13 protein-coding genes are annotated in these 12,231 nt (G+C 71.5%); 7 read left to right on the top strand and 6 right to left on the bottom strand.

What is annotated here, in order from left to right:
- Positions 1–91 precede the first annotated feature (91 nt).
- The gene (locus tag H958_RS38730; protein WP_051324531.1) at positions 92–610 is read left to right on the top strand and encodes a hypothetical protein; all 519 of its coding nucleotides are present in this window, start codon (positions 92–94) and stop codon (positions 608–610) included.
- Positions 611–691: 81 nt separating this feature from the next.
- On the opposite strand, the gene H958_RS0119360 is transcribed toward H958_RS38730, so the two are convergent.
- The gene (locus H958_RS0119360; protein WP_028059873.1) at positions 692–1,222 is read right to left on the bottom strand and encodes a DUF6328 family protein; all 531 of its coding nucleotides are present in this window, start codon (positions 1,220–1,222) and stop codon (positions 692–694) included.
- Between the two features lie 120 nt (positions 1,223–1,342).
- Entirely contained in the window at positions 1,343–1,567 is a 225-nt protein-coding gene (locus H958_RS0119355) for a hypothetical protein (protein WP_028059872.1), read from the bottom strand.
- Positions 1,568–1,740: 173 nt separating this feature from the next.
- Here H958_RS0119355 and H958_RS38725 point away from each other — a divergent pair, with 173 nt between their 5' ends.
- On the top strand, positions 1,741–2,235 hold the full coding sequence (locus tag H958_RS38725; protein WP_051324530.1) for a YciE/YciF ferroxidase family protein: 495 nt from the start codon (positions 1,741–1,743) through the stop codon (positions 2,233–2,235).
- Between the two features lie 14 nt (positions 2,236–2,249).
- Here H958_RS38725 and H958_RS0119345 read toward each other — a convergent pair whose 3' ends face one another.
- On the bottom strand, positions 2,250–2,600 hold the full coding sequence (locus H958_RS0119345; RefSeq protein WP_028059871.1) for a VOC family protein: 351 nt from the start codon (positions 2,598–2,600) through the stop codon (positions 2,250–2,252).
- Positions 2,601–2,679: 79 nt separating this feature from the next.
- On the opposite strand from H958_RS0119345, the gene H958_RS38720 reads away from it, so the two are divergent.
- The gene (locus H958_RS38720) at positions 2,680–3,198 is read left to right on the top strand and encodes a carbonic anhydrase (RefSeq protein ID WP_051324529.1); all 519 of its coding nucleotides are present in this window, start codon (positions 2,680–2,682) and stop codon (positions 3,196–3,198) included.
- Positions 3,199–3,228: 30 nt separating this feature from the next.
- Here H958_RS38720 and H958_RS47705 read toward each other — a convergent pair whose 3' ends face one another.
- Together H958_RS47705 and H958_RS43675 are read right to left on the bottom strand one after the other, a co-directional pair.
- Entirely contained in the window at positions 3,229–4,335 is a 1,107-nt protein-coding gene (locus H958_RS47705; RefSeq protein ID WP_231379304.1) for an isochorismatase family protein, read from the bottom strand.
- 301 nt (positions 4,336–4,636) lie between these two features.
- Complete coding sequence (locus H958_RS43675; protein WP_051324528.1) at positions 4,637–7,198, bottom strand: GAF domain-containing protein; 2,562 nt, start codon at positions 7,196–7,198, stop codon at positions 4,637–4,639.
- Positions 7,199–7,318: 120 nt separating this feature from the next.
- Between H958_RS43675 and H958_RS0119325 the strand changes: the two genes are divergently transcribed.
- Positions 7,319–8,440: a BNR-4 repeat-containing protein gene (locus H958_RS0119325; RefSeq protein WP_028059869.1), complete on the top strand. Its 1,122-nt coding sequence runs from the start codon at positions 7,319–7,321 to the stop codon at positions 8,438–8,440.
- A gap of 108 nt (positions 8,441–8,548) precedes the next feature.
- On the opposite strand, the gene H958_RS0119320 is transcribed toward H958_RS0119325, so the two are convergent.
- On the bottom strand, positions 8,549–8,848 hold the full coding sequence (locus H958_RS0119320; protein WP_051324527.1) for a hypothetical protein: 300 nt from the start codon (positions 8,846–8,848) through the stop codon (positions 8,549–8,551).
- Positions 8,849–9,160: 312 nt separating this feature from the next.
- Here H958_RS0119320 and H958_RS0119315 point away from each other — a divergent pair, with 312 nt between their 5' ends.
- From H958_RS0119315 to H958_RS0119305, 3 genes are all read left to right on the top strand, one after another.
- Positions 9,161–10,648 carry an FAD-dependent oxidoreductase gene (locus H958_RS0119315; protein WP_028059867.1) on the top strand — a complete coding sequence of 496 codons (1,488 nt, stop codon included), beginning with the start codon at positions 9,161–9,163 and terminating at the stop codon, positions 10,646–10,648.
- Between the two features lie 105 nt (positions 10,649–10,753).
- Positions 10,754–11,725, top strand: coding sequence for an extracellular catalytic domain type 1 short-chain-length polyhydroxyalkanoate depolymerase (locus H958_RS38710; RefSeq protein ID WP_156028077.1), 972 nt, complete (start codon positions 10,754–10,756; stop codon positions 11,723–11,725).
- Between the two features lie 130 nt (positions 11,726–11,855).
- Entirely contained in the window at positions 11,856–12,191 is a 336-nt protein-coding gene (locus H958_RS0119305) for a response regulator (protein ID WP_028059866.1), read from the top strand.
- Positions 12,192–12,231: the final 40 nt, after the last annotated feature.

Here is a 12,231-nt window from a genome sequence, read left to right as displayed (position 1 = left end):
ACCTGGATCGCGCCCGTGGAGTCCATGCCCCGGCTCCGCCGGCACGCGTAGGTCCCGCTGCCGGCGCGCGCGATCGGGGTAGCGCAGGTCCATGTCCCCCTCCCGACACCTCTCCGCGGTCGGCAAGGGCGCTGCGCTCGGCGCGCTCTCCGGCCTCGGCGGCGCCGCGGCCATGGCGGCGGCGTCGAAAGCTGAGCAGCTCGTCACTCATCGCCCCGACTCCTACGTACCCGCGCACACGCTCGCGCGGCTGCTCGGCCTCCCGGACCCGGATGCCGACCGCCTGGTGCGCAACTGGGCGATGCACTATGCGGCGGGTGCCGCCGGCGGCGCGCTGCGAGGCGTCATGTCGGCCGCGAACCTCCGCGGCCCGTTCGCGTCGCTGATGCACACCAACCTGCGGCTCAGCTTCGATCAGACGCTCGAGAACCTCACGGGCGCAGGCGCGCCGCCGTGGACGTGGCCGCGCGACGAGCTGATGATCGACCTCTCTCACAAGGCGCTGTACGCGTTCGTCACGGGAGCGCTCAGCGACGTGCTGGTCGCACCGACGCCGGCGAGCTCCGCGCGGCGCCCTGCGCTCGGCCGACGGCTGAAGGGCTTCGTCTAGTCCCGCTCTATGAGTCGCCGCGCCGGGTGTAGGGCCCGCGTTCTGAGACCGCTCTCGCGCTCAGGCGCCGCCTCTGGCCGATCACCGTGGAGCCGCCGCTGCCGTGTGGCCGGCCGGCGGCCGGCTTCGACGGTGGAGGAGCAGCCGGCGGCGCAGCGGTTGCAGGTACCAGCACCAGAGGGCACCGGCGCCGGCTGCGGCGCCCACGAGTCCGGCGAGCCCGCTGCCGAAGACGACCTCGGCGACCAACAGCAGCGCGCCGGCCATCGCCAGGGCGACGCAGGCGAAGCCCGCGATCGCGTAGCGGTTGGCCATCCGCACGATGTAGGGCTTATCGCCGCAGCGGAAGAGGACGCGGTGCTGTGAGCTCGGGGCGATCAGCAGCATCGCGGCCGCGCCGGCGAGCGCGAGCGTCGCGAAGTAGAGGATTCGCTCGACGCCGGCGAGCGATGCAAAGCGCGCGCTGAATGGGACGGTGAGGAGGAAGCCGAACAGGACCTGCACGCCGGTCTGGGCGACCCGCACCTCCTGCATGAGCTCGGCCAGGTGGCGGTCGGCGCGCTCGAGCTCGGTCTCATTGCGTTCAGACAGCGGCGGTGCGAGCCGGGTCATCGTCGGGTGCTACCCAGCGAAGGCCCGGTGATCAACGGGCGCCGCCTGCAGGCCGCGTCACCGGCGCGCCGCGGTAAGGGACGAGCATTGTCGCGCGTGCCGTCGCTCGGCATGTTCAGCTCACTGATTCCACTTGTCCGCGGTGACCTTCTTGTGCCGCGTGTTCTTCTCGCGCGGGCTCATCTCGTCCTGCACCTGGGCCGCGCTGCGCAGGCTTTCCTGGTCGCCTCGGACGCCGGTGCGTTCGGCAGCTCGGCCCTGATCGGTCGCATGCGACGCGTCCTCGCTCTGCTGCGCCTTGCGTTCGACGGCCTGCTTGAAGCGGCGCTGCTGTTCCTCATCCATGCGATCGGCCTACCCGATCGCCGGAGCCGATCACCGACGACGACGCCGGTGAACGACCATGAGTGCGGGGCCCAGATGGCGCGCGCAGATCCGCTCTCGCTCATACGGACGCACGCCGGTGGTGCCCGATGGGTAGTCGCAAGGCATCTGGCAATCACGACCGAAGGGGTCACATGTTCGAGCGACTGAACACGCCGGAGGAGGCGTTCAACTACCAGCTCGGCGCGGCGCTGAAGATGGAGCACACCGTCCTGGACAAGATCCTCGCCGACAACATGGAGGAGGCCCAGGACGCCAAGCTGAAGGAGCTGTTCCGCCACCATATGGACGAGACCCGGCAGCAGATCGACAACCTCGAGCAGGCGTTCTCGGCCTTTGGCTGGGAGGTTGACGACTCGCCGTGCCCGGCGATCGAGGCGATCCACAAGGAAGGCAAGACGAACGTCAAGAAGACCGACGACTCGATCGTGGACTCGATCATCGTGTCGGGCGCGGCGGAGACCGAGCACCACGAGATCGCGGTCTATGAGTCGTTGATCACCAACGCGCGTGCGATGGGGCGCGACGACGTCGTCTCGCTGTTGCAGCAGAACCTCGCGCAGGAGCAGCACACGCTCGAGGAGGTCAAGCGGTCCGCCGAGCAGATCGCAGCCGCCTTGCCGCGCTAGCCGTACAGGCGCCGCTACGAACCGGTGCCGAGCGGCGCGCCGCCGAATCCCAGCTCGTTGCCGTCGGGGTCGCGGTAGAGCGCCTTGCGTACGCCGTTGGAGTACGTCAGGCGCTCGTCGGGCTCGAGCCCGCGGGCAGCGATCGCGGCCACGCGTGCATCCAGATCGTCGATGAAGATCGTCACGACGGAGTTGCCCGCGCCTTCGGCGTGCTCCACCACGTAGACCGACCGGGCTTCGGCAAGCGTCCACACCGCCTCCGTGGCGTGGGGGAAGAACGTCGGCTCGCCGAGCAGCCGCTCATACCACTGTCGGGCCGCTTGGAAATCCCGCACGCGCAGACCCGCGAAGAGATGCATCGACACCGCGGCGAGTGTAGGTCGAGAAGCTGCAGTAGGTCCGGCTCCCGACCGCGCGCCGACGCGGCGCCCGCGCGGCCTTGCCGTGCACCCCAACCAGACGGTCCAGCGACGCCGGCGCCTGGCCAAGGGCCAGATGCCGTTCGCCGTCGTCTTCTCCTGCATCGACTCCCGGGTACCGCCCGAGATCGTCTTCGACCGCGGGCTCGGCGACCTCTTCGCCACCCGCACGGGCGCCCAGACCGCCGACGCCGTCGCGCTCGGCAGCGTGGAGTTCGGGCCCGACGAGACGGGAACCCCGCTGATCTTCGTCCTCGGCCACGAGGCCTGTGGCGCGGTGACGGCGGCGATCGAGTCGATCCGGACGAACACGCCCGCTCCCGGCCACGTCCAAGCGGTGGTCGACGCGCTGCGCCCCGCCTACGACATCGCCGTGGGCCAGAGCGGCGACATGGTCGACAACATGGTCCGAGCACAGACCAAGCTGACGGTCGCACAGCGCAAGAACGAGCCGGGTCTCGCGGAGAAGATCAAGGCCGGCCGGCTGATGATCGTCGGCGGCCGGTACAGCCTCACGACGGGACGCGTCGAGCTCATCGCCTGAGCGGCGTGCCGAGGCGTGGGCAAACGCGCCTCAGCCCAATTCGGCCACAGGAGAGCGAGCCAGGGCCGCGCATACCTCCGCCGTGTCGGCGATGAGGGCGTCGCCCGCGAAGTCGAGGGCGCGAAGCGAGCGCTCGGCGGCCTCCGCGTTCCCGGCACCGCATGCGTCGCGCACGACGACCGGGACGTATCCGAGATCGGCCGAGTGGCGAACGGTCGGCTCGATGCCCACCTCGAGCGCCACGCCCACGATCAGGTAGCTGCGCACGCCGCAGTCGCGCAGGACGATGTCGAGCGGCGTGCCCTCGAAGGCCGACATCGTGACCTTGTCGACGACCGCCTCGTGCGGCTCCGGCACGACCTCGGGGACGAGCTCGAACTCCGGCGATCCATAGGGGATCAGCGGACGCGTATCCGCTGCCCGCGCCTGGGCCTGCCACAGCTTCGCCTGGCGCAGCGCGTACGCTCCCGCGAGCCGCGTCGGCATGAAGTAATGGCGCAGGAAGATCGTGCGGACCTTGCGCTCGCGCGCGGCGTCGAGCACGCGGAGCACGTTGGCCAGCACCTCCTCGGCGCCCGAGATCTGTCCCAGCACGCCGACCTGCATGTCGTAGACGAGCAACGCGAGCGTCTGCGGCCGCAGGGCGTCGTCGAGCGTCTCCGGCACGTCCAACCCGTTGAAGCGGTCCATGTGTCGAGACGCTACACGCGCGCCGCGGCGCTTCAGGCGCGTGGTCGCGGGAGCGCGCGGACGATCCCAGGTCCCGGTACGGCAAGACGGCGGACGACCTCGGACGCCGCCGTTGCACGTCCCGTCGCGCCCGGCGGCCGCCCAGGCGGTATTGAGCCGCTCGATGCCGTCCTTGAGGTTCTCGGGGCTGCCGCCGCCCATGACCCAGCCGTCCGCGTACCTCGCCGCCCGCTCGAAGACGACGGCGGCCGAGCCGCCCATGAGCAACGTCGGGCGGCCCTTCGGCGGGCGAGGGCCGATCGCCCCGGCGCTCCCGAACCGCTCCCCCGTCCAGATCCGCTGCCATCTCTCGAGCATCTGCTCGAAGCGACGCCCCCGGGTCCGGAAGTGGACCTCTGACGCGCTGTAGTCGTCCTCGCGCCCCCCCGACCGCGACGCCCAGCACAAGCCGGCCGCCCGAGAGCACGTCCAGCGTTGCGGCTTGCTTGGCGACCAGCGCGGCGTTGCCGCGGTACGGCGCGATCAAGATCGTCGTCGCGAGGCGAATTCGCTCGGTCACCGCCGCGGCCGCGGCCAACGCGATCAGCGGCTCGCAGTTGCCGTACACGATGCGGTCGATCGTCCCGAGACTCGAAAAGCCGCGGCGCTCGGCTCGAGCGGCCCACTCGAGCAACTGCGCGCGCTCGACCCCGGGAATGGTCGCCGGCAGCCCGATCCCAACCTCCATGAAGCCCCTTTCGCGTCGCGTTCAACGACGTTCCGACCCGCGCGGCCACCCGGTCGACGACGGCAGCCAGGCGGCCAGGACCGTGCCCTCGCCGTGCGTGCTTTCGATCCGCAGCCGGCCGCCCAGCGCGTCGACCCGGTCGGCGATGCCCACGAGGCCGTGCCCCTCGGGATTCGCGCCGCCGACTCCATCGTCGCGCACCTGGAGGGTGAGGACGCCGTCATCGACCGCTGCCGTCACCGTCGCCCGCGTCGCCCGGGCGTGCTTGACGACGTTGGTGAGCGCCTCGGCGACGATGAAGTACGCGCTGGCCTCGATGTCCGGAGGCAGCCGCTCGTTCAAGACGTCGACATCGACCGGGAGATCGAGGCGCGCCACGACCGCGTCGACGCCGGCGCGCAGCCCTCCGTGGGTCAGCACGAACGGCAGGATTCCGCGCGCCAGCTCGCGCAGCTCGGCCGTCGCCTGCTCCGCGTTGCTGAGCGCTTGCGCCACGAACGCCTCTGCGTCGCCCGGGTCCTCGTTGAACGCCTGCTGCGCGAGCTGCAGAGTCACGACCGTGTGCACGAGCCTCTGCTGTGCGCCGTCGTGAAGATCTCGCACCACGCGCCTGCGCGCGTCGTCGCCTGCGGCGAGCACGCGGGCGCGCGACGCGGTGAGCTGGACCCGGCTGTCGGCGTTGGCGATCGCGGTATCGAGCAGCTCGGCGAACGTGGCCATCCGCTCCTCGGTGTCGTCGGGCGGCGGCCCGTGGTCCGTCCAGATCGCGGCCAGCATGCCCCAGATGCGGCCGTCCACGACGACGGGTGCCGCGACCACCGACCGGACGCCGGCCCGGCGCGCGAGATCGCCGATCGGGCCGGTCGCCTGCGCGAAGTCATCGAGTCGCGCGGTCCGTCTCGTGCGCAGCACGGTCGACGTGACGTTCGCGCCTCCGACCGGGAAGCGCTCGCCGATCTGCACATAGGAGACCCCGCGCTGGGCGACCACGGTGAGCACGTCGTCCTCGTACCGGGCGAGCGACACCGCCGAGACGTCCAAGAGCTCCGCCACCTCGCCCGTGACGGCGTCGAAGACCGCACTGGGCGGGGCGCCCTGCGCGACCAGCGTGGCCACGCGCCGAAGCGCCGCCTGCTCGTCGGCCAGGCGCGCCACCTCGGCCCGCGCTTCGGCGTTCGCGACCGCCGTGGCCATCAAGTCGGTGAACTGGCCGATGCGCGACTCGGTGTCAGGGGGCAGCGGGGCATCGTGCGTGACGGCCAGCATCGCGCCCCAGAGCCGCCGCTCGACCATGATCGGCGTGCCCACCATCGAGCGCACCCCCGCCGCCGCCAGGCGCTCGGCGAACGGTCCGGTCGCCTCCTCCCGGTGGTGGTCGAGACGCGCCGCGCGACCGGTCTGGAACACCAGCGATGCGACGTTCCGGCCCTCGAGCGGTGCCCGCGTCCCGATCGGGATCACCTCGGTGACCGGGCCCGCGCTCGCGACGACGACCCCGAAGCGGTCCTCCTCGTAGCGGAGCATCTCGATCGAGCCGACGGCGAGCAGCCGGCCGATCTCCTCGGCGACCGCCCGGAAGACATCCGCCTGGGGCGTCTGCTGCGCGACGAGGGTGGCGACTCGGCGCAGCGCCGCCTGCTCGTCCGCCAGGACGCGGACCTTGTCGTGGGCGCTGGCATTGGAGATCGCCGTCGCCAAGAGCTCTGTGAAGTTCTGCAGGCGCGACTCGGTCTCGGCAGGAAACGGGGTCTCACCCTTCGACGTGGCGATCATCACGCCCCAGGTCCGCCCCTCGACGGAGATCGGGGCGGCGATGGAGACGCGGATGCCGATCTGCCGCACCGTGGCCGCGATGACGCCGGGGGCGTCCGCGTAGCCGTCCATGCGTGCCGGTCGCCCGGTCCGCAGCACCCGCGTGGACACATTGTCGCCCTCGAGCGGAAATCGTGCCCCGACCGGGACGCCCGGATAGCGGCCCCACTGCGCCACGCTGACGACCGTGCCGTCCGGGTCGTAGCGTCCCAGGTGCGTGGCGTCCACGCCCAGGATCTCGCCGACCTCCCTCGCCACGGCGGCGAACACCTCGTCGGGCGGGGTCTCGCGAGCGACCAGCGTGGCCACCCGCCGCAGCGCGGCCTGCTCCTCGGCGAGCATGCGCAGCTCGTCGCGACGTGCCTCGAGCATGCGGTGCGCCTCGCCCAGCTCGGCCTCGGCGCGCCGGCGCTCGGTCGTGTCCCTGGCGACGCCGTACACGACGCCCCGCTCCGGCATCGTCCGCGTGTTCCACTCGAGCCACCGCACCGAGCCGTCGCCGCAGATGACGCGGGCCTCGAACCCGACCAGATCGTGTCCCTCCGCAAGACGCCCCAGCGCCTCGCGCGATGGCTCCACGTCGTCCGGATGAGTGATGTCGAAGACCGACAGCGAGTAGAGCTCCGGCTTCGGATACCCGAGCGTGCGCTCGAGCGACGCGTTCACGCGCTTGAAGTAGCCGTCGAAGCCGACGATGCACAGGAGGTCGATCGAGAGGTCGAAGAACTCCTCCAGCTCGATCCCGGACTGCGGCGGATGCGGCCTGCCCACGTCGACGCGCTCCTTCGTTCCGGATTATGCCCCAGAACGAGCGGCTGACGGTGCCGCACCGGCACGCCGCTGACCCGACAACGTGGGCGCGCCCGAGTGGCGCCCCGTTAGGATCGTGCCGTGGAGCTCGGCTCGGGCGCTTGGTGCTGGTTCGCCGAGCCGCGGGCGATCGTCGCGGGCGACGTGCTGCACGTGGGATGGGTCGACGGGGCCGGCGACATCCGCGTCGCGACGGTCAGCGACGCCGGATCGGTGGTCACGACGGCGACGCTGCATGCCGGTCTGGGTGTGGACGACCACAACAATCCGGCGCTGCTGCTGCGCGCGGACGGGCGCGTGCAGGCGTTCTACTCGGCGCACGGCGGTCCGCAGATGTACTCCCGGCTCAGCTCGGACGGAATCGAGTGGGACGTCGAGCAGCGAGTCGGGGTCAACACGCCGGGGTCGCGCGGATATACGTATCCCAACCCGGTCCAACTCGCCGGCGAGGATGGGCGCATCCACCTGTTCTGGCGCGGCGGCGACTGGAATCCCGCGTTCTCGACGTCCGTCGACGGGCTCAGCTGGGCGCCGGCGGCGACGCTCGTCCGCGTCCCGGGGCAGCGGCCCTACGTCAAGATCGCCTCCGATGGGGGCGAGACGATCCACGTGGCGTTCACCGACGGACATCCACGCGAGACCGCGACGAGCCTCTACTACGCCCGCTACACGGGCGGGGCGTGGTACCGAGCCGGTGGACGGCGAATCCCCGGGCCACCGTTCAGCCCCGCCGACGCCGACCTGATCTGGGACGTGACGCGCCGGCGCGATCACGCCTGGGTCCACGACGTCGCGTTCGACGGCAGCGGTCGGCCGCGGGTCGTCTATGCCGTGTTCCGCTCCGCCACGGATCATCGCTACCGCCACGCGTGCTGGACCGGGAGCGCCTGGGCGGATCGCCAGCTCACGCCCGCCGGCGGCTTCTTCGACGACGACGGGGCCGAGCAGCAGTACTCCGGCGGCATCGTGTTCGACCACGCCGATCCCGCGGTCGTGTATCTCTCCCGGCGGGTCGGCGAGCAGTGGGAGATCGAGCGATGGCACACGGGCGACGCCGGCGCCACGTGGCAGCGCACCGCCATCACGAGCGGGTCGGGCGAGAAGAACGTCCGTCCCGTCGTCGCGCGCGGCGGCGGGCCGCTCTGGATGCGCGGCGGATACGTCAACTACCGTCGCTACCGCACCGCGATCGTCTCCGGCTGACCGCACGCGTCGACCGTCGCCGGCCATACCCGGTCAGCTCCCGGGGCGCCGCGGGGCGCGGCCGTAGCGGCCGCGCCCTCGCGCCGTCCGAGGATCGGGCTCACGCCCTCAGCGGTCGTCCGCGTCGTACGGGTCGCGACTTCCGGACTTGGCCAGGCCGCGGCTGACCATGTAGCCGACGGTGAGGATGGTGACGTACAGCCAGGCCTGGCGAGCGCCGAAGCCGCCGGCGTTGGTCTCGTCGACCACCATCGCGGCGACGAGGATGCCGACGAGCACCGCGACGAAGGCGAAGAACTCCGTGGTCTTGAAGGCCGCCTTCGTCTCCGTGGTCTGGCGGCGGGTACGCGCCGGGGCGGTGCGGGCGCCGGTGATTCCGTCGTCGCGGGTTCCGGTCTGTGTGCTCATGAGAGTCTCCTGAAGGACATCGACTGATCGTGCGTCTCCCACGGAATGTCCGAAGCGTCGACCATGACCAACGGTCACCTCCCAGGGAGAAGGAGCGACCGGACCCATGGCTCCGGCGCAGACCTGCGCGCTACCCCCGCTCGATCCCGCCCGAAAACCGGGCGTCCGCGGGGTGACCCGATGTCAGCAGACCGGCACGCGCCCGATCCGCGCCGCGGCGAGGCCCGTGGCGGCCGTCATCGAGTCGATGGTTGCGAAGGTGCAGTGGGTAGATACCGCCACTGTGCGTCAGCGCCACCCACTCATGACTTCATGACGACCTCCGCCGCGGGCTCGCTGTGGCTGGATGGGCGCGCCCGAGCGGCGTTGTCACCGCCGGTCGACGTCCACGTCGACGTCGCGATCATCGGCGGCGGGATCGCCGGCCTCACCACGGCCGTGCTGCTCAAGCGTGACGGCGCTCGCGTGCTGGTGATCGAGGCCGGACGAGTAGGTCACGGGGTGACCGGTTGCAACACCGCCAAGGTCACCGCGCTGCAGGGCACGGTGTACACGACGATCCGCCGCGCGCACGGACCCGAAGCGGCGGCCGTGTACGCGCAGGCGAGCGCCGCGGCCGTCGATCGGGTCGCCGGGCTTGCCCGCGAGCAGGACATCGACTGCGACCTCGAACGGCGCGACGCGTTCACCTACGCGGCCGACGCAGGCGAGCTCGGCGCCGTCGAGGAGGAGTTCGATGCCGCTCGCACCGCCGGGCTGCCGGTCGAGTTGACGGACGCGGTGGATCTGCCGTTCCCGGTCGCCGGCGCGGTACGACTGCGGGGACAGATCGCGTTCCATCCGGTCCGCTACGTGCAAGGTCTCGCCGAGGCCGTCGCGGGCGACGGCTCGCTGGTCGCCGAAGGCGTGCGCGCACTGAGCGTGAGCGACGCCGCGCCATGCCGTATCCGCACGACCAACGGCACGGTGACCGCCGACCGCGTCGTCGTGGCGTCGCACTATCCGTTCTTGGACCGCGGCCTGTTCTTCACCCGGCTCGAGGTGCAGCGCTCGTATTGCGTCGCGGTGCGGGTCCGCGGTCCGCTGCCGAGCGGGATGTCGATCAGCGCCGGCAGCCCGACACGGTCGATCCGCTCGTACGGGGACCTGGTGATCGTGGGCGGCGAAGGTCACGCCGCGGGGAGCGGCGCGGCCGACGAGGAGCGGTTCCGCCGGCTCGAGGCGTTCGCCCGCGCGCAGTGGGACGTCGAGGCCGTCACGCACCGCTGGTCGGCCCAGGACCCGATCCCGCACGACCATCTGCCGCTGATCGGGCCATACACGCCGCTGCCCTCCCGGATCCACGTCGCGACCGGATTCATGAAGTGGGGTCTGACCGGCGGGACGCTCGCCGGCATGGTGCTCGCGGACGTGATCGCCGGCCGCGACAACCCTTGGGCGGCTCGTTTCAGTCCCAACCGGCTCTCGCCACGATCCACGCCGCAGCTCGCACGGCTCAACGCCAAGGCCGGCATCCACTTCGTCGGCGACCGACTGCGTCCAGGGATCGGCGCGACCGACGACATCCCACCCGGCGAGGCGCGTGAGGTGCGCGACGGGCTCGGCAAGACCGGCGTCTATCGCGACGAGGACGGCGAGCTTCACGCGGTCTCGCTGCGCTGCACCCACCTCGGCTGCCTGGTGCGGTTCAATCGCGCCGAGCGCAGCTGGGACTGTCCCTGCCACGGCTCGCGCTTCGACGTCGACGGCAGCGTGCTGGAGGGACCCGCGGTCGACCCGCTCGAGCGCCGGGAAGCGTGACGCTCCACAACAGCTGGGCGGCCGGGTTCTCGGTTTCCTGCATCGACGCCGGGCGGCTTTGCGCTTAGCGTGCCGCCGATCGTCACCGGACTGGGGAGCGACGGGATGAGAGGGTGCTTCGCGACGGCGCTGATCGCACTCGGCGTGCTGATGGGCCCGGGGTCGGCCGCCGGGGAGGCGGCGACCTTCGCCGGCCGGCAGAGCGAGGCGGCGGGCGCCCGGTCGTTCCTCGGATACGTGCCGCCGGCGTACAACAGGGCGACGCCGCTGCCGCTGGTCGTGGCACTTCACGGCTGCACCCAGACCGCGGCGCAGTTCCGGAAGCTGACGGGGTTCGACAAGCTCGCCAAGGCGAAGCGGTTCGTCGTCGTCTACCCGCAGCAGAGCAAGAAGGCCAACTTCTTCGGCTGCTGGAACTGGTTCCTCGACTCGAACATGCGCCGGTCGGCCGGTGAGCCGTCGATCATCGCCGGCATCACCGCCTGGGTGCGGCGGCACTACGCGATCGACCCGCGGAGGATCTACGTGACCGGCTTCTCCGCAGGCGGGGCGATGGCTTCGGTGATGGGCGCGACGTATCCGGACCTCTACGCGGCGATCGGCGTCGCCTCGGGGTGCGAGTACGCGGCCGGCGTGCCCTGCGCCGGCTATCGCGGCGCCGATCCCGAGCAGGCGGGGCTGCTCGCCCAGCGCGCCATGGGACCCTTCGCCCGCCCGCTGCCCGTCGTGGTCTTCCAGGGCGACCGGGACACGACGGTGCCACCGGTCAACGCCGAGCAGCTCGTGCGGCAGTGGCAGGTCACCGCCGACTGGGCGGATGACGGCGCCGCCAACCGCTCGATCCCGCGCGTCCCACGCAAGACCTCGTTCGATCGGCGGTCCGGCCGCCAGACCGCCAGCGTCGCCGGCTATACGGATCGTCGTGGCCAGGAGCTCGTGCAGCGCTGGCTCGTGCGCGGGATGGGTCACGCGTGGTCAGGCGGCTGCAGCTGCGCCGCATACGCCGACCCCGGCGGCCCGGGAGCGGCCGGCGCGATGTACGGGTTCTTCATGCGCCATCCGATGCCAGGGAGATGACCCTGGCGAACATCGGCGCCAGGGAGGCCACGGAATGTGACGCAGGGCGTCGCGGCCCTTGACCCCACGGTAAGCCTGGAGACCAACGTTGTAATCCATTCGCTTCTGCGCGCAGCTATGTTCTTCACCGGTGACGGCCACCGTCGTGATCGTGGACGACGACGAGCAGTTCCGACGGCTCGCCGCGATACTGCTGCGCCGCTCCGGCCTCTGCGTCGCCGGTGAGGCGGGCGACGCCGCCGCGGCGCAGCTCACGTGCGCGCGCCTTCGCCCCGATGCCGCCCTGATCGACGTCAATCTGCCGGACGGCTACGGCCCGGCACTGGCCGCGGAGCTGATGGGCACGTTCCCGGAGCTGCGGGTGCTGCTCACGTCCTCCGATGCCGTGATCCGCCCCACCGGGGGCATCTCCTTCCTCCCCAAGACGGAGCTTGCGACGGCCGACCTCGCGGCGCTGCTCGGCTGAGCCGCGCTACCCGCAGACGCGGCGCCGGCCGGCCCGAGCA

The sequence above is a fragment of the Candidatus Solirubrobacter pratensis genome, assembly GCF_000425945.1.
Taxonomy (GTDB): Bacteria; Actinomycetota; Thermoleophilia; order Solirubrobacterales; family Solirubrobacteraceae; genus Solirubrobacter; species Solirubrobacter pratensis.
Note: the sequence above shows the minus strand (reverse complement) of the source record. Positions and strands in the feature narration are given on the sequence as shown.